The following is a 22,605-nucleotide window of genomic DNA, read 5'->3' on the forward strand; positions in this document are numbered from 1 at the left end:
AGGGATTAAGGAACTATGTCCGAACCCATCAAGATGCCGGCACTCGGCGAGTCCGTCACTACTGGAACGGTCACCACTTGGCTGAAGAACGTGGGAGATGCCGTTTCGCTCGACGAACCAATTCTCGAAGTCTCCACTGACAAAGTTGACACTGAGGTCCCCGCTCCCGCAGAAGGTATCCTCGAGCAAATCCTGGTTCAGGAAGACGAAGAAGTCGAAGTCGGAACCGTCCTCGGCTATATCGGTGATGGTTCTGGTGCGGGCGCGGCTCCTGTTGCTGCCGCCGCCCCAGCTCCCGAACCGGCAGTTTCCGCTCCCGAACCGGCAGTTTCCGCTCCCGAACCGGCTGCAGCACCGGCCCCATCAGCTCCGACCCCCGCGCCGGCCCCCGCGGCGAGCGGTGTCGAAGTGAAGATGCCGGCACTCGGCGAATCGGTCACCGAAGGCACTGTCACCACCTGGCTCAAGCAGGTTGGCGATTCGGTGGAAGCGGATGAGCCGATCCTCGAGGTTTCCACTGACAAGGTAGATTCCGAAGTCCCTTCACCGGTTGCAGGCGTCATTCAGCAGATTCTGGTTGAAGAAGATGCCACAGTCGCCGTCAACACCGTCCTCGCGATCATCGGTGACGGCGTGGCTTCTGCACCGGCGGCTCCTGCTCCGGCATCTCCAGCCGCCGCTCCAGCTCCTGCCCCGGCTACTCCTGAAACACCAGCTTCTGCTCCTGCAGCGCCTGCTGCCGCGGCTCCTGAAGCCGCTGCCCCGGCTCCGGCTCCTGCAACAGCCACAGTCGCGGAATCGGCGGAAGCTGACGTCTACGTCACCCCAATCGTGCGCAAGCTCGCCCGCGAAGGCGGAGTGGACTTGGCAGCAGTGACGGGAACTGGCGTAGGCGGACGCGTTCGCCGTCAGGACGTCGAGGAAGCGATTGAAGCTAAGAAGGCTGCCGAAGCCAAGGCCGCCGCCGAAGCCAAGGCCGCTCAAGCCCCAGCAACACCTACAGCTACATCAGCAGCTCCGGCACGCGCTGGCAAGGCCACCCCATCGGCTACGGGTATTGAGCTACGCGGCACCACCCAGAAGATGAGCCACATGCGTCAGGTGATTGCCAAGCGCATGGTGGAGTCTCTGCAGGTTTCTGCACAGCTCACCACCGTCATCGAAGTGGACGTCACTCGGGTTGTGGCACTGCGCACTGCAAAGAAGGATGAGTTCCAAGCCAAGCAGTCCACCAAGCTGACATTCCTGCCATTCTTCGTGAAGGCCGCAGTGGATACCTTGAAGTCACACCCGAAGATCAACTCTTCAATTGACGGCAAGAACGTCCACTACTGGGATCACGAGCATGTCGGAATGGCTGTGGATAGCCCCAAGGGACTCATGGTTCCAGTTATCAAGGACTGCGGCGATCTCAACATCGGTGGAATTGCGAAGGCGATCAACGACGTGGCATCGCGCGTCCGTGATGGCTCTATCAAGCCTGAAGAGCTTTCCGGCTCCACCTTCACGATTACAAACACAGGCTCCGCTGGCGCTCTGTTCGATACACCGATCATCAACCAGCCTGAGGTCGCGATCCTCGGCGTTGGCACGATCACGAAGCGTCCCGGAGTTGTTCGCGACGCCGACGGCAACGAGACGATTGGTTTGCGATCGATGGTCTACTTGGCGCTGAGCTACGATCATCGGATTGTTGACGGCGCCGACGCCGGACGTTACCTTTCGGATCTCAAGAAGCGTCTTGAGTCTGGAGATTTTGAGGCTGACCTCGGCATCTGAACCGAGAAAGCCAACAATTGATTCGCAATTGCTCGGGGGTCTTGCACGAAGGTGCAAGACCCCCGACTGGCGTGGCGCACTCCATGTCCTTCATGGGACGTGCCGCATTGGGACTACAGACTCCAATCGCCTAGAATCAGTGATACTGCACGCCGAAAGGAAGATGATGGCACGGGATTCCAAGCCAAGCAAAGCAAAGAAGAAGCACTGGTGGAACTATCTAGGTGACGCCTACAAGATCACCAAGCGCACGTACTCTTGGCTCCCGTGGGGCCTTCTGGGCGCAGCGGCCGCCGGAATTGCTTTCGGCGTCATACTTGGCGCACTCACAAGTAATTGGATCATCTGGAGCATCACCGGTGTGATGCTCGCTTTCCTGCTCCCCCTGCTTCTCTTGACGCGCCTAGTTCGTAAAGCCAGCTACCTTCAGCTCGATGGGATGGCCGGCGCCACATCTGCGATTCTTGAGAACCTTGGTCGTGGCTGGGACGTCAAGACAGAGCCTGTTCGATTCAACCCACGCACGCAGGACATGGTGTTTCGTGCCATCGGCCGCCGCGGAATTGTCCTTGTAACGGAGGGCCCGGTCAACCGGGTTCGCGGCTTGATTGATGACGAAAGGCGTGCCATCAAACGTGTGGCACCCAACGCTCCAGTGAACGTAGTGATGTCAGGCCACGATAAGGGTCAAGTGACACTTGATAAGGTCGAACGAGCCATCAAGAAGTTTCCGAAGGCCATCTCCAATGAAGAAGTTGCTGCCCTCTCGCGTCGGCTCGATGCGATTAATTCGAACAATTTGCCCATTCCTAAGGGCATTGATCCCTACAAGACCCGCATGAGCCGTAGAGCTCTTCGCGGCAAGTAACGGTCGCTTCATCTTCCGTGTGCGCATGATGCCCCACAGCAAAAGCTGTGGGGCATCATGCATTGAGCGAGCTAAATCACAACACTTGTAACATACTCGAAACAATTAGGTGACCCTCAGGTAACTGCAGCCACCTAGTCTGTAACTATCACCGCCGGGGCCAGACCGAGCGGACGGTAAAAGGAGACAGAATGTTCTCAAACGCTGAAGAGGCTATTGCCTACACCAAGGAAGAAGGCGTCAAGTTCATTGACGTTCGCTTCTGCGACCTTCCGGGCGTCATGCAGCACTTCACCATTCCAGTGAAGGCATTCAAGGATGACGTGTTCACTGATGGCCTGATGTTTGACGGCTCTTCCATTCGTGGTTTTACAGCGATTCACGAATCCGATATGAAGCTGGTTCCGGATGTTACCTCAGCATTCGTGGATCCGTTCCGCCCAGAGAAGACTCTGGTCATGAACTTCTCGATCGTTGATCCCTTCACCGAAGAGGTCTACGCCCGCGATCCTCGCAACATCGCCCAGAAGGCCGAGGATTACTTGGTCTCCACCGGCATTGCTGACACTGTGTTCATCGGCGCTGAAGCCGAATTCTACATTTTCGACGACGTCCGCTTCGGTCACGATGTTCGTTCCTCTTTCTACAGCCTTGATTCAGAAGAGGGCTGGTGGAACACTGGCCGCGAAGAAGAAGGCGGCAACCTTGGTTACAAGACCCGCATCAAGGGCGGCTACTTCCCTGTTTCTCCTAACGATCACTACTGCGATCTTCGCGATCAGATGTCGCTGAAGCTCGAAGAAGTGGGCCTTGTTGTGGAGCGTGCCCACCACGAGGTCGGCACCGGTGGCCAGCAGGAGATCAACTACACGTTCGATACTCTCAAGACCGCAGCAGACGACATGATGAAGTTCAAGTACGTCATCAAGAACACCGCCAAGGAAGCCGGCAAGACTGTCACCTTTATGCCCAAGCCACTCTTCGGAGACAATGGTTCTGGCATGCACTGCCATCAGTCTCTGTGGAAGGATGGCAAGCCACTCTTTGCTGATGAGAAGGGCTACGGCGGTCTTTCTGACCTCGCACGTTGGTACATTGGCGGCCTGCTGAAGCACGCCCCGGCACTGCTAGCGTTCACCAACCCCTCGATCAACTCCTTCCACCGTTTGGTGCCAGGATTCGAAGCTCCCGTTAACCTCGTGTACTCAGCCCGTAACCGTTCGGCGTGCATTCGCATTCCAGTTACTGGTTCGTCCCCCAAGGCAAAGCGCATCGAGTTCCGCGTTCCCGATCCTTCGGCGAACCCCTACCTCGCCTTCTCTGCTCAGCTCATGGCTGGCTTGGATGGCATCCGCAACCGCATCGAACCAGCTGATCCAATCGACAAGGATCTCTACGAGTTGCCTCCGGAAGAGCACGCTCAGATCGCTCAGGTTCCTGAGTCGTTCGAAGAAGCTCTGCAGGCCCTTGCTGAGGACCACGACTTCCTGACGGAAGGCGATGTGTTCACTGAGGATCTCATCCAGACGTGGATCGATTACAAGATGGAGCGCGAGATTGCTCCTCTGCGTCAGCGCCCTCATCCCTACGAGTTCGATCTCTACTTTGATATCTGATACTCGGAGGTTGGCGTCATTCTGACGCCAGATTCTGGCGGAGCCCGGAACCGATTCGTTCGGTTCCGGGCTCCGCCATTTTTGCATCATTTCGCATTGAGGATCTCAGTATGCTATGCCGCTTTTCCTTGGTGATTCGCTAGTTGCCCAGCTGACAGTCCGGATGTAACGAAAGCCATATCCGCCGCTATATACACAAAGCTGTATAGCTATGCATAGATTAGGTATCCTAGATGTGGAGTAACTGACCAGATACCGCGATGAGTACACTTGTCGCGAATAACAGGAGGACCTCATGCGTCGTTTTGAAACCGCTGCACTGGCCGCAGCACTCGCTCTCACCCTTGCAGCCTGCGGTAGCGACGATAGTTCGTCTGATTCCACGTCAGACAGCACTTCAGCAGCAACCACTGGCTACGACACGTCGTCGATCACAAAGGTGGACGACATCGCAGCCATGGTCCCCGCCGCCGTTTCCGAGGATGGCAAGCTGACCGTGGGTGACAACATCTACTACGCTCCCGCGGAGTTTTACGCAGAAGATGGCACCACCCCCATTGGTTACGACATCGATCTCGCGAACGCACTCGCCAAGGTCATGGGCCTCGAACTGGACCTTCAGAATGCGGAGTTCTCGACGATTCTTCCTGGCCTGCCCGACAAGTTCGAAATGGCCATTGCGAACATCTCAGTCAACGAGGATCGCATGGCGAACTTCAACATGATCCCGTACTTCGCAACAGGCTCCACATGGACCGTCACAGCGGGCAACACCGATTTCGATCCCACCAATATCTGTGGCACATCTGTTGGGGTTCAGACCGGAACCGTCCAAGATGAAGAGATCGCCACGCTGGCAGAGAACTGCGATGGCGACTTGGATGTCCAGCGCTACGATCAGCAGTCCGCTGTCACCACGGCATTGGTAGGCGGCAAGTTTGACGCCATGTACACCGATTCCTCCGTTGCCGATTACGCCGTGTCACAGACCGCTGGCCAACTCGAGACCACTGGCGAGACCACTGGTGTTGTGCCGATCGGCATTACCACTGCCAAGTCCGATACGGAACTGGCCGAAGCAACACAGGCTGCTCTTCAGTACCTCATCGACCAGGGTATTCTCGCGGACATTTTCGACGCTTGGGGTATCACAGACCAAGTTGCAACCACAGCTGAAATCAACCCAGCTCTCTAATCATGAACCGCCATACACATTCTGACGAGTCTTCGGATCTACCGGAACTCATTCATGCCGTGCCCGTTCGGCATTGGGGTCGCTGGGCCTCCGCTGCAGTAGTGGCAGTTTTGGCGGCAATGATCGCTAACGGGCTTATAACCAACCAGAATTTCCACTGGGATATCGTCTTTGACACCCTGTTCAAGCCGCAGATCTTCAAGGCCATCGGTTGGACCCTTATTCTGACGGTCAGTTCCATGGCTATTGGAATCGTCTTAGCCATGATCTTGTCGATTATGCGCAGGTCGGAGAATCCCATTCTTCGTTGGGTTTCGATGACCTACATTTGGTTCTTCCGCGGGACGCCAATCTATACCCAGTTGATCTTTTGGGGACTCATTGGCGTTCTCTACCCTCGAATCTCACTCGGTATTCCATTTGGGCCGGAATTCGTTTCATTCCGCACGTATGACATCTTCACTGCTGCAGTTGCTGCCATTCTGGGACTTGGTCTTAACGAAGCGGCTTACCTCTCTGAGATCATGCGTTCCGGCCTTAATTCGGTTGACTCCGGCCAGGAAGAAGCTGCCCGCGCTCTGGGCATGTCTCCGGGCAAGATCATGCGCCGCATCATTCTGCCCCAGGCAATGCGAGTGATCGTACCGCCAACCGGAAACGAGACCATTTCGATGCTGAAGACCACATCGCTGGTTACAGCCGTCCCATTCAGCCTGGAGCTGACGCGGGTGACGAACGATCTGGGTACCCACAGCTTGCTCCAAATCCCGTACCTCGTGGTGGCTGCAATCTGGTACCTCGTCATCACATCCATTCTCATGGTGGGACAATCCAAGTTGGAGGCCTACTATGGCAAGTCTGATTCCACTCGCTCCTCGCGCGGGGGCCGCCGGGCCAAAGCGCGTCAACGAGTCTCGCGCCAGAGTGCCATCAACGCGGCTCAGACCACTCCCGAATCCAACAGCGCAGAATGGACACCGTGAAAATGAGCAGGATTGAGATTCACGATGTCCACAAGTTTTACGGCGATCTTCACGTGCTGCGCGGTGTCTCGCTCGAGGTGGCGCCAGGCGAGGTATGCGCCATTTTGGGTCCATCAGGTTCCGGCAAGTCAACGTTGTTGCGCTGTGTGAACGTGTTGGAGGAGATTCAAGCTGGTTCGATTGTGGTGGACGGAAGCCTCATGGGCTACCGCCAAGGTACGGACGGACGCCTCCATGAGCTGAAGAGCTCCGAGCTGGCAGCTCAACGTTCCGCTATCGGAATGGTCTTCCAGCGCTTCAATCTATTCCCGCACATGACGGCACTCGAAAACGTCATGGAAGCTCCCGTTCAGGTGAAGAAGATTGCGCCGGAGGTAGCACGGCAACAGGCAGCAAATCTCCTCGAACAGGTGGGGTTGTCTGATCGCGCCAACCACTACCCCGCCCAGCTATCGGGTGGGCAGCAGCAACGCGTGGCAATTGCCCGTGCGCTCGCCATGGAGCCAGATGTCATGCTCTTTGACGAACCTACGTCGGCTTTGGACCCCGAGCTCGTGGGCGAGGTACTCGCAGTCATGAAAGACTTGGCGGGTTCAGGAATGACGATGCTAGTGGTCACGCACGAGATGGGCTTTGCACGCGAGGTGGCAAACCATGTTGTGTTCATGGATGAGGGGGTCGTGGTTGAGCAAGGCTCTCCCTCCGACGTATTCGATCATCCGACCAATGAACGCACCAAGAACTTCCTTGCAAAGGTGTTGTAGCTGGTGGCTGATTGACAAGACCTCGTGGCACTTTGTCACGCGGAAAGGCCTCTAGAAACTTAGGGATCAATTACTCCGCACGTTTGGGCGTCTGAGATATCAGGCGCCCAAACGTGCACAGTGGCGTCACAGCGTGACAGGTTCGCCCATCCACGTGAGCGCCCGGTAGCCCTTATCTAGGCTCCCTTCAAGCACACACATTTCCGTGTTGTCCAGATGGCGTTCTATGCAGTGGTACCTAGTTAGGCCCGCGCCGCGCAGCCCGGCCCAGTAGGAGATGACCGCCCCGTGGGACACGATGGCAACACTCTCAGCTCTCGTTAGCTCAATCTCGCGGATTGCGGAATCGTAACGATCAAGGACCTCGCGCCCGTTAGCTCCGCCCCCCATGCATTCGTCTAGGTCACCCTGCATCCAGCGAATCATGGTGCTGTAGTAGCCCTTGTAGTCAAACTCTGTGCAGCCGCGTTCCCACGTACCAGCTTCAACTTCACGGAAACCATCGCGTTCAATTGGAGTGATGCTTCGACTTCTGGCCAACGGATCCGCGGTTTGATGCGTGCGAACGAGATTTGAGACGTAGATAGAGTCAAACGGAATGCCTTCCAGCCGTCCAACGAGCGCCTGCGCCTGCTCGCGTCCCTTTGCGGTGAGCGAAGCACCTGGGTATACCGTGTCAATCGTCTGGATGGCGTTCATCTCCGTCTGTCCGTGCCGTATGAGATGAATTCGCATGGCGACTCCTTTTTGTGCTGTGTAAATCTCCTTTCAAGGATATAGTCACTTGCCGTAGAAAACCCGTTCAACTACTGCGCGCGACCGCCGCGATGCCCTCAGATACTCCTCTTCGATGTCATGGCGTGATGAGACGTCATGGCCCAAAAGCGAGGAAACGACCGCCAAATCGAGCAAATTGTGGGGCAGTACATCGATTTTCGACGACGACGATCGGCCCGTCCCGAGGAAATTTGCGTCCCGGATCTCTGAAGCGAGGTTCCATGCAGTCGCGAGCTGTTCGGCATCCGCTTCGCTGATGATACCCGCGCTGGCAGCAGCGTCTAGAGCTCCCAGCGTGGACGTGGTGCGAAGCTTCGCGCACTTTCCTGCGTGTTTGAGCTGAATGAGTTGGGCCGTCCACTCCACATCAGAGAGTCCGCCACGCCCTAACTTGAGGTGGTGGTGTGGCGAGACTCCGCGAGGCATCCGTTCGGTCTCCACACGAGCCTTGATGCGGAGGATCTCAAGAGCTTCAGAATCTGACAGGCCATCTGCTGGATATCGATACGGATCGATAAGCGCAACAAAGGAGGCTGCCAGATCGGCGTCGCCCGCACAGGGTCTAGCACGAAGAAGCGACTGCCGTTCCCATGTCTGGGCCCAGCGCTCATAGTATTCGGCATAAGAAGCAAGGGTGCGGGTGAGCATTCCCTGCCGGCCTTCTGGCCGCAGGTCAAAGTCCACCGGGAGCGGGGGTTGCGGGCCGAGTTCTTGAAGGAGCGCCTTCACCTGAGCGGCGATTTCCAGCGCGAGGCGTTGAGCCGCCTCTGGGTCCACATCCGGAAGAGGATCGTGGACAAAGAGGATGTCCGCATCCGAGGCGTACCCCATCTCTTCTCCCCCAAGGCGTCCCATTGCCACAATGAGGTAGCGCGAAAGCGGCTCAGTTTCAAGCTTTTGGCAAGCGGCAAGCGTGGCTGCCTGAAGGGCAGCGTCCAGCGCAATGTCTGCCGCATGCGAAACCGCTGCCCTGGAGTCCACTGAATTGACTATCCGCAGCGTCTGACCCATGCCGGCGCGAAGCATTTCGCGCCGGCGCAGGTACCTGCCTGCTGCAGCAATCTCAGATGCTCCATTGCGCCGCCCAATGAGCGAGTCCAGTTCCAAGTCAAGCTGTTCGCGGGTTAAGGGCAGCAGATCGCCAGTCTCTACCAGCCAGTTGACCGATTCAGGCAGGCTGGGGATCTGATCGGCAAGGTAGCGGGAGGATGAAAGGATCGTGCACAGCCGTTCGGCAGCCGCCCCACCGTCACGTAAGGTCCGCATGTACCACGAGGTGCGGCCCATCTTCTCTGAGAGCACTCTAAATGTGAGGAGCCCGTTATCAGGTTCGGGACCCTGAGCAAACCACCCGATCATCACAGGCAGAAGCTGGCGCTGAATAGCTGCGGTGCGTGATACACCCGCGGTCAACGCACGGATATGGTTGAGTGCTCCCACCGGATCCCGGTATCCCGTCGCAGCCAATCGCGCGATAGCGGCGTCGAAGTTCAGCGAGATGTCATCAGCTGAAAGCCTGGCGGCCTCGGGCAGGAGCGGGCGATAGTAGATCTCTTGGTGCAGCCCACGTACTTGGCGTCGCGTGGATTGCCACACCTCTTCGAGTTCGGCTTCTGTGGTGATGCCATCTGTATGCATCGAGCGCGCGATGCGCCGCAGTTCAGTGGTATTGGTAGGAACGAGGTGAGAACGCCGGAGACGCTGGAGTTGAATCCGATGTTCAAGAGTTCTGAGCAAACGGTAGTCATGATCAAGTGCGAGCGCATCGTTACGCGCTACATATCCTCCGTCTCGCAGTGCCGCCAACGCCTCAAGCGTCGAACGGACCCGCAAGGTCTGGTCTGCTCGTCCATGGACCAGTTGGAGAAGCTGAACCGTAAACTCCACGTCACGAAGGCCGCCCTTGCCCAACTTGAGTTGGCGGTTCTCTTCGCGCGCGGGCACATGATCTTCCACGCGCCGCCGCATAGCCCTCGAATCCTCCACGAAGTTCTCGCGACCAGCAGCCGTCCACACCAAAGGCCATAGTGCTTCCAGATAGGCGGCACCCAATTCGAGATCTCCCGCAATGGGACGGGCTTTGAGTAGAGCTTGGAACTCCCATCCCTTTGCCCAACGCTCATAGTAGGCAACGTGAGATTCCAGAGTTCTCACGAGCGGACCATCTTTGCCCTCTGGCCGCAGCGCGGCATCAAGAATCCATAAGCCGGGTTCTCCAGCGGGTGCGGAGACAGCCTTTCCAATAGCCGCTGCGAGTTTCGTTGCGATTGCCAGCATCTCTGCTTCAGGAAGAGGTTCCTCGCCGTCAATCTCCAAGGACCGCGCAACATACACCACGTCGACGTCGGAGATGTAGTTGAGTTCGCGCGCTCCCGTCTTCCCCATCGCGATGACGGTCAGGCCAACTCGTTCAGAACCCGGAACTTCGGCGCGAGCTACCGCGAGCGCAGCGTCAAGTGCCCCTCCCACGATGTCTGACATAGCGGCACCAACCAAGGGCATGGCACCGAGCACATCCGTAGAGGTGAGGTCTGCTGCGGCCAAGGTGCAGACCCTAGTGAGATAGGTGACCCGCATTGCGTTGACTCCAGCGGCACCAGACAAGCGCGCAACCGGAGTAATGGACGCAGGATCGCCACCCACAGCGCGCAGAGCGACCTCCCGCTCCGAGGCGAGCGAAACCGGTGGAATTCCGAATCGCTCTTCACTGGCCTCGGTATTGCTATCCGTACGGAAACTGCTGAGCACCGCATCGAGTTGACCGGTGTGCGAGATAAGGAAGTCCCCCAACGCACTGGACATACCGAGCAATGCAAACAGTGCGGAACGCGGCCCTAGATCGCTGATCAGGTCATGGAGAACGTCGTATCTACCTTGATCCGCACAGTTTTCCCCAAGCCTGATCAGTGCCAACAGGCACTGATCAGGGTCAGAAACTGCGGAGAATTCCTCAATGTAGCGCGTGATGTCGAGCTTGTGTAGAACAGGTTCGGCCAGAAGGTTTTCAGCTCTGCCGGGATCGATGAACCCAGCGTGGCGCAGCTGCCGGGTGTGGCTTATTTCGCGCATTCGCACCCTGCTTTCAGTACGTGGATAGGAACCGTAGCCGTTCAGCCGGTGTGACTTGGTGCTGGTACTGCTGCCATTCGTGGTGTTTATCGCGGATGAAGTAGTCGAAGCAGTCTTCACCCAAGGTTTCGGCTACCAGTTCAGACTTCTGCATGAGCGCAATGGCCTCACTCAACGACTCAGGCAACGCCTCAATTCCCAGAATGCCCCGCTCCATATCGCTCATCTGTGCAATGTCAGAATCCGCGGGTTCGGGAAGCTCGTAGTCACCTTCGATTCCCGCCAAACCCGCAGCCACCATAACGGCGAATGCCAGGTACGGGTTGGCTGCGGAATCAATGGAACGGAACTCGAGCCGCGCGGATTGAGTCTTCTGAGGCTTGTATGCAGGAACCCTGATCAAGGCGCTGCGGTTGTTGGGACCCCAGCACACGTAGGACGGCGCTTCGTCACCACCCCATAGCCGCTTGTAGGAATTGACATGCTGGTTGGTCACAGCCGCGATCTCCCGGGCGTGCCGCAGCAGACCAGCCATGAACTGCCGCCCAGTCTTGGATAGGCCGTAGGCACCTGTGGGATCCGCAAATGCGTTGCGTTCACCTTCAAACAAGGAGATATGGGTGTGCATGCCGCTGCCCGGGGCATCGACCAGTGGTTTGGGCATGAACGATGCTTGAACACCTTGGTGAATAGCAACTTCTTGGATCACAGCGCGCAGACTCATGAGGTTGTCCGCCATCGAAAGCGCATCAGAGTAGCGCAGGTCGATCTCGTTTTGGCCCGGGCCTGCTTCGTGGTGTGAGAACTCCACCGAGATCCCCATCTCTTCGAGCGTGAGAATGGCTTCCCTACGGAAATCGTGGGCTGTGGATCGCGAGACGTGGTCGAAGTAGGAGGCATTGTCAATGGGAACGGGGACTGCGTCAGCTGAAGTCTCAGGCTGGAACAGGTAGAACTCCACCTCGGGATGGACGTAGCAGGTGAACCCCATCTCTGCAGCTTTGGAGAGTGTGCGCTTGAGAATAGTGCGCGGGTCTGACCGCGCCGGTTCGTTATCGCGTGTGGTGATGTCGCAGAACATCCGAGCAACTGCGTTATCGGAACCGCGCCATGGCAAGATCTGGAATGTGGCAGCGTCCGGGCGAGCCAACATGTCGGATTCAAGTACCCGAGTCAAACCTTGAATTGAGGAGCCGTCGAATCCAATGCCTTCTTCGAATGCTTCCTCCAGTTCTGCAGGAGCGATCGCGACGGACTTGAGCTGCCCAACGACGTCGGTAAACCACAATCGGACAAAACGTACTCCGCGTTCCTCGATTGTCCGAAGCACGTATTCCTGTTGACGGTCCATTGGTCTCCTCACATCGCTCTGCCACGACTATTGTGCCATTGACCGGAGCGCGTGCGGGCGACTCACTGTTCAGTGGACGGCGAACTCTGCCAACCACGCAGCCCCGCACCAAGCGTATCGTCATCACGCGTATCGTCGGCCTCGGGAGCGGAGTGGATTCGCGCGAACATGAGCTTGATGAACTCGGGGATCTGACGCAGCTCAGTAAGCGGTGAAGTGGTGTACACAATCCAGGGAAACACCTCATCAACCCTTCGATTGTCTCCCACGCTGAGGCGTTCAATGCTCTGCTCCCATTCGTGCGCGCAATCCAACGCCACAGCCCAGCCAGCCAGATGCGCGAACTGCTCTAGAGTCGCCCCACCTGCACGAGGGGCCTCCAGAAGATACCTCCGAAAGCCCAACGCCTGGTCGCGGGCTACAGATCCTTCAACAGTTCGTTCTGCAGCTCCGAGGATCGTAATCGCACCCAGAAGAACGAGCACTCCGCATACCAGAAGCCAAAACGGGCGCAGTGAACTGGTCAGCATCAAGAAGATGGAGACAGCTGCGCCCATTGCCCCGCCAAGAAACTCCAACGCCCCGGCATTGGATAGCTTCTGACGAGCAGTGCGAAACCATTCTCTTTCCACCTCTAAACGATGCGACACGATCTCCGCCATAGTGTCACTAACCGAACTGCGAAGCCCACTCAAACGCGCAGTGGGCAATCCGAGAGGTGGCACCCCAAGCGACTCCAAGGTGTTGCGGTATCGAGGAAGATCAAACGGGTGGCGCAGGACGAAAGCGTTACTCTCTGCCGCACCTTGGTCAGCCAAGATCTCCAACAGGTAGCGTTCTTCGGATGTGCACGTGCTATCCGCTTCCTTGAGAAACACAACAACCACTGACGGTGGTGCGCCTGGAAACTGGCGATACTCAGTAAACTCAAGAAAGCCGCGCGCCGCGAGGTCCACCAAGGTCACGATGGTGAGCGAGGGCCCATCCGCCTCGCGGATTATGAGCGCTGCTTCAGCTGGGCTCATCTCTGGCAGCGCTGTGCGCAAAGGCGGTTCACTGCTCGAAGCACGTCGTGTGGGGTGGAGCTTGCCGTCGTCGGGAAAAACACCGCGCGGAAGATCCCGGTACTCCCGTTCCGGTCGCAATGCCGCGAGTAAAACCATCACTGCCACCACGATGAGCAGCACACCAACCCAGAATTCGGTGGGGGTGACGGCAAAATAGGAGATGATCGACTCCACGAGCACTCCTTTCCCCACGCCGATTCAGAACAAGCGTATTCCCCATTGGGAAGGCAGCTAGCTATATCGCCCATTCAGGTGCGATTATGCGCCCAGATTGGGCTGAGGTCTAGGATAGTGCTAGGAACAAACTTAGGAGAAAGATGACGGATTCAACTTCCGCACGTCCTCGAAAGATACACCTCCAACATCTCGCTGAGATGAAGCAACGCCGCGAACCCATTACGATGCTCACGTGCTACGACGCCATCACGGCCCACATCCTCGAAGAAGCAGGTGTGGACACGATCTTGGTTGGTGATTCCTATGGCAACACTCTTCTGGGCTATGGATCAACTATCCCCGTCACTTTGGACGAGATGGTCGTGGCCACAGCTTCGGTCTGCAGAGGTGCCAAGCGTCCTCTCATCGTGGCTGATCTTCCTTTTGGCAGCTATGAGGAGGCGCCCGCGCAAGGGGTGCGGTCGGCCGTGCGGCTTATGAAGGCCGGTGCCAATGCGGTCAAACTCGAAGGCGGCCTACGTCAAGCTGACACAATCGCAAAGATAACCGCCGCGGGAATCCCGGTGTGTGCCCACATTGGATTCACGCCACAGAGCGAGTCCAACCTTGGTGGGCCACGGGTTCAGGGCCGTGGTGAGGAACAGGAAGCGCGTCTAGTTGACGACGCCGTCGCCGTCCAAGATGCTGGTGCGTTTGCCGTGGTTCTTGAGATGGTTCCCGCAAAGGTCGCAGCCAAGATCACGAAGATCCTCTCCATTCCCACCATCGGAATCGGCGCTGGTGCCGGCTGCGATGGCCAGGTTCTGGTGTGGACAGACATGGCAGGCATGACCACGTGGTCGCCTTCGTTCTCAAAGACGTTTGGCAATGTCGGTGACGCCTTGCGGGGCGCGGCAGCGGATTACTGCAACGCCGTCAAGAGCCACCAGTTCCCCGACGATTCACACAGCTTCCTCAAGTAAACCTACTTCAGCAGCCTTCGAGCGCCAGCCGCGTAATGTCACGCAGCTGGCGCTCGAACTCGTTTAGGTTGTGCTGGGCGCTACTGCCTTCCGCGCTAGCTCAGAGCAAGCCCCCAGCTAACGCACGAAACCAGCCTGGCCCGAAGCTCTTATGACCCCGAGAGTCCCACGTACCTCAGGTCCGTGCTGGAGGAAGATCAGGTTCGCCGTCTTGGTTGACATCGCGCTCGGCGGCCCACTCCCCTTCCCATTCCTCATCTTCAGCGTCGGATTCGCGGTTACGCTCGGCAGCCAATTCCATGGCGTGTTCAGCATCGTCGTACGAGGCATAGGGCCCCATCCGATGTAGCCAGCTAGATTGCTTGCCGAACTCAACCTCTCCTGTCTTGGTGTTGTAGTAGAACTCAGTTGGCTCTGACATCTGACTCCACCTACCTCGTGCCCATGAGCACCACATGTCCGGTTGCTCGTACGAACAACGTTATTACCTTGAAGCGAGGAAGCCTAGACTGGATGTTATGTTGGCAGATCGAGCACCGTTGGGAACACTCGTTCCCGGAACAGTTTCACCAAAGCTTCACGTCCCGAACAGCATTCCGCGACCGGAATACATGTTTCACAGCGGACCCGAAGTAATCACAGCTTCCGACGTTAAGAATGCTGAGACGATTGAGCACATTCGTGAGGCCGGCCGCATTGCCGCCGATGCGATGTATGAGGCTGGAAAGGCCGTGGCTCCCGGCGTCACAACAGATTACCTAGATCGCATTGCTCACGAATACATGTGTGATCATGGCGCCTACCCATCATGCTTGGGATACATGGGTTTTCCGAAGTCCATATGTACCTCCATTAATGAGGTCATTTGCCACGGGATTCCCGATTCTGTTGAGCTCAAGGAAGGTGACATCATCAACCTTGATGTGACTGCCTATAAGAACGGCGTTCATGGTGACACGAACGCGATGTTCTACGCTGGCGAAGTCGATGAAGAATCGCGACTCCTGTGTGAGCGCACCGCCACCGCGATGCTTCGCGGCATCAAGGCTGTCAAACCCGGGCGCCAAATCAACGTGATCGGGCGCGTCATCGAATCCTACGCGAAGCGTTTTCAGTACGGGGTGGTAGAGGATTTCACCGGGCACGGTGTGGGGGAAGCATTCCATTCTGGCTTGATCGTTCCTCATTACGACGCCGCCCCGAGCTACGCAACAGTGATGGAGCCTGGCATGGTGTTCACCATAGAACCCATGCTCACGCTTGGTGACATCGCATGGGAGCAGTGGGACAACGAATGGACTGTGGTCACCAAGGATCGTAGCCGCACTGCTCAATGGGAGCACACACTTGTGGTCACAGAGGACGGCGCTGAAATCCTGACTCTTCCATCTGACCCAGATCTAGCGCCACACTTGTAAAGGCTCTGTGGGGCCGGAAAACGAAGGAGTGCAATATGAGCGACTATCCCACGAACATCGCCTTTGGCATCGATATCGGCGGCTCGGGAATCAAAGGAGCACCCGTCGATCTCTTGACCGGCGAGTTCTTTGCACCTCGATATCGGATTGCGACCCCACAGCCAGCCACTCCGCAGGCGGTAGCCGATACCGTTGCGGAACTGGTTGGCCATTTCAATCTTGATGCCTCTATTCCGATCGGCATCGACTTTCCTGCTCCGATCATCCACGGGGTTGCGCCCATGATCGCCAACCTAGACAAATCGTGGACCGGAGTGGATGTACGCCGTCTCATGCGGGACAGGTTGGGCCGCTCAGTCACTGTTGTCAACGACGCCGATGCTGCGGGGTATGCCGAAGTCCATTACGGAGCGGCCGAAGATCGTAAGGGCCTTGTCATGGTCGTCACGCTGGGTACTGGAATCGGAACAGTACTCGTCATGAACGGCACGCTCATTCCCAACACGGAACTTGGCCACCTCGAGATCAATGGCCACGATGCTGAGTCCAAGGCCGCCACTTCTGCCTTCGAACGTGAGAAGCTCTCCTACGAACGGTGGGCACGGCGCCTTCAGCGCTACTTCAGCCACGTCGAGATGTTGTTCTCCCCCGATGTGTTCATCATCGGCGGTGGCATTTCGAAGAAGGCAGACAAGTTTGTTCCCCTCTTGAGCACACGTGCCCCCATTATTCCCGCCGAGCTACTGAATTCCGCCGGAATAGTTGGATCCGCATTGATGGCTGCTCAGGAAGACGGCGCGTTTGACCTGACGCCCGAAGTAAGAGCGCAGATCCGATCCAATCGGGACAGGATTCGAGCCGAGGCTCGAGCCCGCTCAACGTCTCCGCTGAGCGAACAACCAGATCTCGCATATGGCATACCTGCCGGTGAGACGCGGGCAGATAAGGCGGCTGCGAAGAAGGCGGAAAAGGCGGCCACCAAGAATGCAGCCAAAGCCGCGAAGAAGGCGGCCAAAGCCGAGCGCAAGTCATCCAAAGATGCCAAGAAAGCCACGCAACGGCGAGTTGGAAAGCGAGACTGACATACAGGGACTGAACACGGGCAGCGAACCGTTCTAACGGCTCGCGCCGCAGTATTGAGAGTTTCTGACGGCTCGCGCCGCAGTATTGAGAATGCAGCAAGGCGAATGAGCCGGCCGATACGCCGGGTTCTGTACTGCGCATTTCTGCGCAGTGGCGACCATCCATCTAGGACCTGCGTTGCCACAGGCCTCAAGCAGTCCACCCGCGCGCTTGACGGGAAGCCTATGCGCGCTGTCTGACCTTGCTCCCGGTGGGGCTTGCCATGCCGCCTCAGTCACCTGAGGCGCGGTGGTCTCTTACACCGCCGTTTCACCCTTACCGCTGCTGTGCAGCGGCGGTTTGTTCTCTGTGGCGCTATCCCGCGGGTCACCCCGGGTGGGCGTTACCCACCACCGTTCCCTGTGGAGCCCGGACGTTCCTCGGGATCCACGCGCTTGCGCACAGATCACGCGGCCGCCTAGCCGACTCATTCGCCCTATGATCTTAGCCCACTGAACCTGCCACCCCTGCATCGGATCGGGTGAGCTTTGCTGCCGACCATGACGCATGGATCCCACGAGCCGCGCTTCTGGCTCATTCTCGCACCAGGCACACACTTTTAGTTCAGTCACTTATTGGGCTGCTGAGGGGCAGGGATTACGGCAACTCATCTATGATCGCCTGTATGCATATTCTGCTGCCGCCCTCTGAGGGCAAGTCAGCTCCCGCCGTTGGTCCTCACCTGGACCTCAGTGCGATGACTTGGCCCGACCTCACGCAAGCCCGCCATCAGGCAATTGAGCAACTCATTACGGTCTCCACTTCACGCGAAGCCCTGTCGGTGCTGCGTGTGGGCAAACGTATCGCCGGTGGAGTTGAGGCCCAACGCGATCTGTGGAATGCTCCCTGTGCGCCGGCCCGGGAGGTCTACACGGGCGTTCTGTATGAGGCAGCCAAGCTGCATGCAGGTGATGACGTGGTGATCTTCTCCGGGCTTTTTGGTGCAACCACCGCCGAGGACCTTATCCCGAGTTATCGCCTTTCCATCAACGTTTCACTACCCATCACCGGCGCACTGAAATCATTTTGGCGCCACCGTCTTGAGAGAGCGGACTTCTTGAACCACGACGACGTCGTCGTAGACATGCGTTCTGGCGCTTACCAAGTGTGGGACCCACGCGGAATCTGGTGGGATACAAAGGTGACGGACTCTCACGGCAAGGTTGTGACGCATATGGCCAAGCGCTACCGAGGACTGCTCACACGGGCACTGTTGGACGCAAAGACCGACGAAGTGGCGGATGTTGCCCGCACGCTCGGCGAGGTCCGCGTAACCCAGAAGGATAATCGGCGCCATCTCGTGCTTATCCCTGAAGGTATGTGATCAACTGAAGGTACGCGATCGAGTCCTGACGCGAACGCGGTCACGATGAGATGGTGGGAATGGGCGAACGCTATTCGGGAAGGCGCACCACGATGGCGTCGTAATCTTCCGAGAGGTAGATCTGCTCTGGGGGCAGCGCTTTGATCTGGGCAACTTCGACTGGTGAAAGAGTCACGCCTGCGCCCGTCATACCGTTGGGCCGCATCCCCATCACGGCGTATCCGCCGCTGGCACGCGAATGATCATAGATCTTCTTCAGTTCCTCTGCTAGAGGATCGAAGATAACAGATCGCTGCGCACGGAGCTCCTCTTGTTCCGTGACGATGGTTGCCACTGCATCTTCGAGATCGGAACGATCCGCCAAGATCTGATCCTTCAAGTCTGCAATCTGGGCCGTGAACTTCCCTACCAGCCCTTCCGCCTTCTCCACCGCTTCAAGCGCTTCGAACTCGGCATCGCTAGCTGCATCCAAGCTCTTGCGAAGGGATTCGATTTCACTTTGCAAGACGAGCAGATCGCGGGAAGTCAGGCCAACCCCCGAGTTCAGTTTGGACTCCTTGTCCGCAATCTGAGCCTGAAGTGAAGACGTAGTAGCTTCCGCTGCAGCAAGTGCATCCTGTGCTTGGCCAACCTTAGTTTGCGCATCCTGTTTGGATCTGGCCCGCGCGGCGGCAGTATTCATCATGACTCCAAGCTTTTCGCGAAGCGGGTGCTTGGTGTTCTCACGCTCCAACCTGGCGATGCGGGAATCGAGTTCCGCGACCTTTAGGAGTGCCAGCTGATCGGTGACGGGTGCCTGTGCCATGTTCTGACCTTACCGAATTGGGAGGTGGGATGTTCGAGTTCACGCTGGCAGGGCTAGGTTGCCAGCCGCGGTGGCTAAGCCCGCGAGCGTCTCTCAGAGCCGCATCGCCCATGCATCCGTTGATAGGGCGGACACATAGGTTTCGATTCCTTCGGCATCCGCGCCGTGAACAAGCGCAAGTTCGCGCGTCAGGCGCCGCTCCATAACCCTCAGCACAGGCCATTCACTTGCCCAGTGCGTGGCGCTCACAAGCGCACATCCGCCGTTCCACAAGTGGTCGGTTGCCGGGTGGTGGCGTAGGTCAGCAGTCACATAGACATCGGCACCAGATTCGTTGGCTGCTTGCAGGAGGGAGTCACCCGAGCCGGAGCATATCGCCACGCGCGAGACTATCTGGTCAAGCTCCCCAGCTACCAAGATGCCAGCAGGGACGGTGGGCAGCACACTGGAGACGAGTCTGGCGAAGGCTTCCAGTGTGAGCGGGGATTGGAGTTCTCCCACTCCGCCAATACCTGTCTGAGGATCCAACGGCTGTTCAATCGTCACATCGAGCAGTTCCGCGAGCGCAGCCGTGGACGCGGCCACATCCGCGTTGGTGTGGGCGGAGAACTGGGCGACCCCGTTCTGGATCAGCGCTGTGGTCCAACGGCCTTTTGCTGTGGTTGTGGCAACCGAATGCGTTCCGCGAAGGTAGAGCGGATGGTGCGTGATGAGCATGTCTGCCTGGCGTGTCAGCGCTTCGGCTACCGAGGCCTCACAAGGATCCACCGCGAATGCGATGCGTGAAACTGGCGCGTCCGGATCTCCGATCGTTAGCCCTACGTGGTCCCACGCCTCGGCGGTCTCAGGCGGAAAGAGGCGCTCCATTGCGCCGACGACGTCGTGCACTCGAATACTCATGACACAAGGCTAACCCGCACTGGAGTATCCCTCCCAGAACCACGAGTCGCGGGTCAGCGCGTGGGGCGTGTACGAGACCAGCACAGGAGCAACCTCCCACCGAAGGCGTCATTCAGCATTCATGCCAGCAGCAAGGTGGCTCACGCGAGAGACAAGAAGAGCTTCTCGAGATCTTCTGTGGTCAAATCGCCCTCGTTTTCCTCCGCTAAACAGTTCTTCATGGCGGACGAAATGATGAGGAACCCTGCTCTGTCCACAGCCTTGGAAACTGCCGCCAGCTGCTGAACCACCTTTTGGCAATCCTCGCCCCGCTCTATTGAGGCAATGACCGCAGCGAGTTGCCCATTGGCGCGGCGCAGTCGGTTGAGGATCTTTGCCTCTTCTTGACGTGCATGTGGTTCCCGTCCCATAGCTTCCTCTCCACAGTTTCTGACCAGAGTTTCTGACCAAAGTATACCCCGTGGGGTATCTTCTGATATACTCCCTAGGGTATGCGAGTCGTCCGACGAAAGGAATCACCCAACATGTGTAGCCCAGTCACGTGCGAGGTATGCGGAAAAACAACATGGTCTGGTTGCGGCCAACACATTGCCAGCGTTAAGGCGCGAGTTCCGGCAGACCAGTGGTGCGATGGGGAGCACACGCAAGCGGAAATCTTGGCCGCAAGGAAAACCGGATTCCTCGGCCGAATCCGAGGTGCCAAGTAATGCTCATGCACACTGACAGGCAACCTCCCATAGGCCGCTCCCACTTGATCGTGGTTGTTGGCGGAGTTGCGGCGGGAATGAGCGCGGCCGCGCGCGCCAGAAGACTCAGCGAATCGGCACAGATCACTGTGCTCGAACGCGGCCAGCACCCATCCTTTGCAAACTGCGGGCTTCCGTACTTTGTTGGCGGTGAGATAACAGAACCACATGATCTTCTGGTGCAAACGCCGGCGTCGTTGAAAGCCAGCCTCAACCTAGACGTTCGAATCGGCCATGAGGTGACCGGATTCGATCACGAAGCCAAAGTTGTCTTCGCCACCGACGGCAGCGGGCAAACCACCGAGTTCCCATACGATGAACTCATCCTCGCGCCCGGTACGCAAGCACTGCGCCCCACGATTGCTGGACTGGACTCGCCGCGAGTACATACATTGCGCACAGTCGAAGATGCCATCGCACTCAGGGAAAGCATCCATAAGCACGCACGCAAAGCCGTGGTTCTTGGAGCAGGTTTCATTGGTATTGAAGCAGCTGAAGCATTCGCCCAGATGGGCGTGGAAACGTCAGTGGTTGAACTCGCACCCCACGTCATTCCCCCACTCGAAGATGAGATTGCCTCCCGCGTTGCCTCCGAACTGGAGCGACTCGGAGTTCATCTCTTTACCTCGCGCTCAGCAGTAGAAATCAAGCACGGTCCTCAGGTTGATTCTGTCTGTCTATCTGACGGGACTGCGTTGGAAGCCGACGTCGTCGTCTTGAGCGTTGGTACGCGCCCCGATACGGGACCGTTTGAGCAATCTGGCGTCACATGCGATCGAGGGTTCATCGTCACCGATGAACATGGCAGGACCAATCTCCCCGGAGTATATGCCGCTGGTGATGCCACATTGAGCACCGATGAGGTGACGGGCGCTGCGCGGCCAGTGGCCCTTGCCGGACCAGCAAACCGGGCTGGCCGGCTCATCGCAGACGCCATTTTCTTGGGCGATAGGGCCCGGCCGATTCCACGTGCTCTCGGCACGGCAATCGTTCGCGTGGGCGAATTAACTGTCGCAATGACAGGCGCAAACAGAGCCTCACTCGAAGCTGCCGGAACCTCATTCCACACGCTCCACCTCCATCCAAACCAGCATGCTGGCTACTTTCCGGGAGCTGAGCAGCTATCCATCATCGTTCACATTGGCCGCAGCGATGGGAGGCTGCTCGGAGCTCAAGCCGTCGGTAAGGCAGGTGTAGACAAGCGCATTGACATTCTGGCGGCCGCGATGAGAAACGGAACCACAGCGCCTGAGCTCATTGACTTTGATCTGGCGTATGCACCGCCATATGGAAGTGCCAAGGATCCGATCAACTTCATCGGTATGGTCGCTGAAAACCTGCTCGATGGCACGTTGACCTTGTGGTACGCGCAACAGCTGGACGATTTGAAGAAGGACCACCTCATTCTCGATGTGAGGAGCAGGGCAGAGTTTGATGCCATGCACATCCCGGGCTCCCTAAACATTCCCCACACCGAGCTCCGCGAACGCCTCGACGAGGTTCGCGGAGCTGCCCAAGGACGCGGTATCAGGTTGCTGTGCAAGTCTGGAGTCAGAGCCCACATTGCTAACAGGATTCTGCTGCAGGAGGGACTGGATAGTGCCTCACTGAGCGGTGGAATACTCACCTTGATCGATGCGCTTGGGTCCGAGCGGCTGACGAAGGGATGACGTGGCCGGGCT

At 57.7% G+C, this 22,605-nt stretch carries 19 protein-coding genes and 1 other RNA gene; 11 read left to right on the forward strand and 9 right to left on the reverse strand.

Features of this window, described 5'->3' with window-relative positions; genetic code table 11:
• The first annotated feature begins 15 nt into the window (after positions 1–15).
• The 6 genes from sucB to H2O17_RS07270 all read left to right on the forward strand — a co-directional run bounded on the left by sucB (position 16) and on the right by H2O17_RS07270 (position 7,205).
• Complete coding sequence (gene sucB / locus H2O17_RS07245; protein WP_182049083.1) at positions 16–1,779, forward strand: 2-oxoglutarate dehydrogenase, E2 component, dihydrolipoamide succinyltransferase; 1,764 nt, start codon at positions 16–18, stop codon at positions 1,777–1,779.
• Between the two features lie 163 nt (positions 1,780–1,942).
• Positions 1,943–2,647: a DUF4191 domain-containing protein gene (locus H2O17_RS07250; RefSeq protein WP_246311186.1), complete on the forward strand. Its 705-nt coding sequence runs from the start codon at positions 1,943–1,945 to the stop codon at positions 2,645–2,647.
• Between the two features lie 191 nt (positions 2,648–2,838).
• A complete protein-coding gene (gene glnA, locus H2O17_RS07255; protein WP_182049084.1) occupies positions 2,839–4,263 on the forward strand; it encodes a type I glutamate--ammonia ligase in 1,425 nt (474 codons plus the stop codon).
• 295 nt (positions 4,264–4,558) lie between these two features.
• Entirely contained in the window at positions 4,559–5,458 is a 900-nt protein-coding gene (locus tag H2O17_RS07260; RefSeq protein ID WP_182049085.1) for an ABC transporter substrate-binding protein, read from the forward strand.
• Between the two features lie 2 nt (positions 5,459–5,460).
• Positions 5,461–6,441 carry an amino acid ABC transporter permease gene (locus H2O17_RS07265; RefSeq protein ID WP_182049086.1) on the forward strand — a complete coding sequence of 327 codons (981 nt, stop codon included), beginning with the start codon at positions 5,461–5,463 and terminating at the stop codon, positions 6,439–6,441.
• Between the two features lie 2 nt (positions 6,442–6,443).
• The gene (locus tag H2O17_RS07270; protein WP_220456732.1) at positions 6,444–7,205 is read left to right on the forward strand and encodes an amino acid ABC transporter ATP-binding protein; all 762 of its coding nucleotides are present in this window, start codon (positions 6,444–6,446) and stop codon (positions 7,203–7,205) included.
• A 126-nt stretch (positions 7,206–7,331) separates the two neighbouring features.
• On the opposite strand, the gene H2O17_RS07275 is transcribed toward H2O17_RS07270, so the two are convergent.
• From H2O17_RS07275 to H2O17_RS07290, 4 genes are all read right to left on the reverse strand, one after another.
• The gene (locus tag H2O17_RS07275; protein ID WP_182049088.1) at positions 7,332–7,940 is read right to left on the reverse strand and encodes a histidine phosphatase family protein; all 609 of its coding nucleotides are present in this window, start codon (positions 7,938–7,940) and stop codon (positions 7,332–7,334) included.
• Positions 7,941–7,985: 45 nt separating this feature from the next.
• A complete protein-coding gene (locus tag H2O17_RS07280) occupies positions 7,986–11,051 on the reverse strand; it encodes a bifunctional [glutamine synthetase] adenylyltransferase/[glutamine synthetase]-adenylyl-L-tyrosine phosphorylase (protein WP_182049089.1) in 3,066 nt (1,021 codons plus the stop codon).
• Between the two features lie 13 nt (positions 11,052–11,064).
• Positions 11,065–12,402: a type I glutamate--ammonia ligase gene (glnA, locus tag H2O17_RS07285; protein ID WP_182049090.1), complete on the reverse strand. Its 1,338-nt coding sequence runs from the start codon at positions 12,400–12,402 to the stop codon at positions 11,065–11,067.
• Between the two features lie 62 nt (positions 12,403–12,464).
• Positions 12,465–13,643, reverse strand: coding sequence for a DUF2207 family protein (locus H2O17_RS07290; protein ID WP_182049091.1), 1,179 nt, complete (start codon positions 13,641–13,643; stop codon positions 12,465–12,467).
• 143 nt (positions 13,644–13,786) lie between these two features.
• Between H2O17_RS07290 and panB the strand changes: the two genes are divergently transcribed.
• On the forward strand, positions 13,787–14,608 hold the full coding sequence (panB, locus tag H2O17_RS07295) for a 3-methyl-2-oxobutanoate hydroxymethyltransferase (RefSeq protein WP_182049092.1): 822 nt from the start codon (positions 13,787–13,789) through the stop codon (positions 14,606–14,608).
• 175 nt (positions 14,609–14,783) lie between these two features.
• Here panB and H2O17_RS07300 read toward each other — a convergent pair whose 3' ends face one another.
• Positions 14,784–15,029, reverse strand: a complete 246-nt coding sequence (locus H2O17_RS07300) for a hypothetical protein (protein ID WP_182051064.1) — start codon at positions 15,027–15,029, stop codon at positions 14,784–14,786.
• Between the two features lie 97 nt (positions 15,030–15,126).
• Here H2O17_RS07300 and map point away from each other — a divergent pair, with 97 nt between their 5' ends.
• Positions 15,127–16,026, forward strand: a complete 900-nt coding sequence (gene map, locus H2O17_RS07305; protein WP_182049093.1) for a type I methionyl aminopeptidase — start codon at positions 15,127–15,129, stop codon at positions 16,024–16,026.
• A gap of 35 nt (positions 16,027–16,061) precedes the next feature.
• Entirely contained in the window at positions 16,062–17,108 is a 1,047-nt protein-coding gene (ppgK, locus tag H2O17_RS07310; protein ID WP_182049094.1) for a polyphosphate--glucose phosphotransferase, read from the forward strand.
• A gap of 102 nt (positions 17,109–17,210) precedes the next feature.
• Here the strand turns inward: ppgK and rnpB are convergent.
• An RNA gene (gene rnpB / locus H2O17_RS07315) (RNase P RNA component class A) lies at positions 17,211–17,578 on the reverse strand.
• Between the two features lie 195 nt (positions 17,579–17,773).
• Between rnpB and H2O17_RS07320 the strand changes: the two genes are divergently transcribed.
• Positions 17,774–18,472 (forward strand): YaaA family protein, encoded by a 699-nt coding sequence (locus tag H2O17_RS07320; protein ID WP_182049095.1) that lies wholly within the window; start codon positions 17,774–17,776, stop codon positions 18,470–18,472.
• Positions 18,473–18,542: 70 nt separating this feature from the next.
• On the opposite strand, the gene H2O17_RS07325 is transcribed toward H2O17_RS07320, so the two are convergent.
• The 3 genes from H2O17_RS07325 to H2O17_RS07335 all read right to left on the reverse strand — a co-directional run bounded on the left by H2O17_RS07325 (position 18,543) and on the right by H2O17_RS07335 (position 20,587).
• Positions 18,543–19,277 carry a zinc ribbon domain-containing protein gene (locus H2O17_RS07325; RefSeq protein WP_182049096.1) on the reverse strand — a complete coding sequence of 245 codons (735 nt, stop codon included), beginning with the start codon at positions 19,275–19,277 and terminating at the stop codon, positions 18,543–18,545.
• A 93-nt stretch (positions 19,278–19,370) separates the two neighbouring features.
• Positions 19,371–20,177 (reverse strand): Nif3-like dinuclear metal center hexameric protein, encoded by an 807-nt coding sequence (locus tag H2O17_RS07330; protein WP_182049097.1) that lies wholly within the window; start codon positions 20,175–20,177, stop codon positions 19,371–19,373.
• A gap of 140 nt (positions 20,178–20,317) precedes the next feature.
• Positions 20,318–20,587, reverse strand: a complete 270-nt coding sequence (locus H2O17_RS07335; RefSeq protein ID WP_182049098.1) for a metal-sensitive transcriptional regulator — start codon at positions 20,585–20,587, stop codon at positions 20,318–20,320.
• Positions 20,588–20,883: 296 nt separating this feature from the next.
• On the opposite strand from H2O17_RS07335, the gene H2O17_RS07340 reads away from it, so the two are divergent.
• Positions 20,884–22,593 carry an FAD-dependent oxidoreductase gene (locus tag H2O17_RS07340; RefSeq protein ID WP_246311188.1) on the forward strand — a complete coding sequence of 570 codons (1,710 nt, stop codon included), beginning with the start codon at positions 20,884–20,886 and terminating at the stop codon, positions 22,591–22,593.
• Positions 22,594–22,605: the final 12 nt, after the last annotated feature.

Source organism: Changpingibacter yushuensis (genome assembly GCF_014041995.1).
GTDB classification, from domain to species: Bacteria; Actinomycetota; Actinomycetes; order Actinomycetales; family Actinomycetaceae; genus Changpingibacter; species Changpingibacter yushuensis.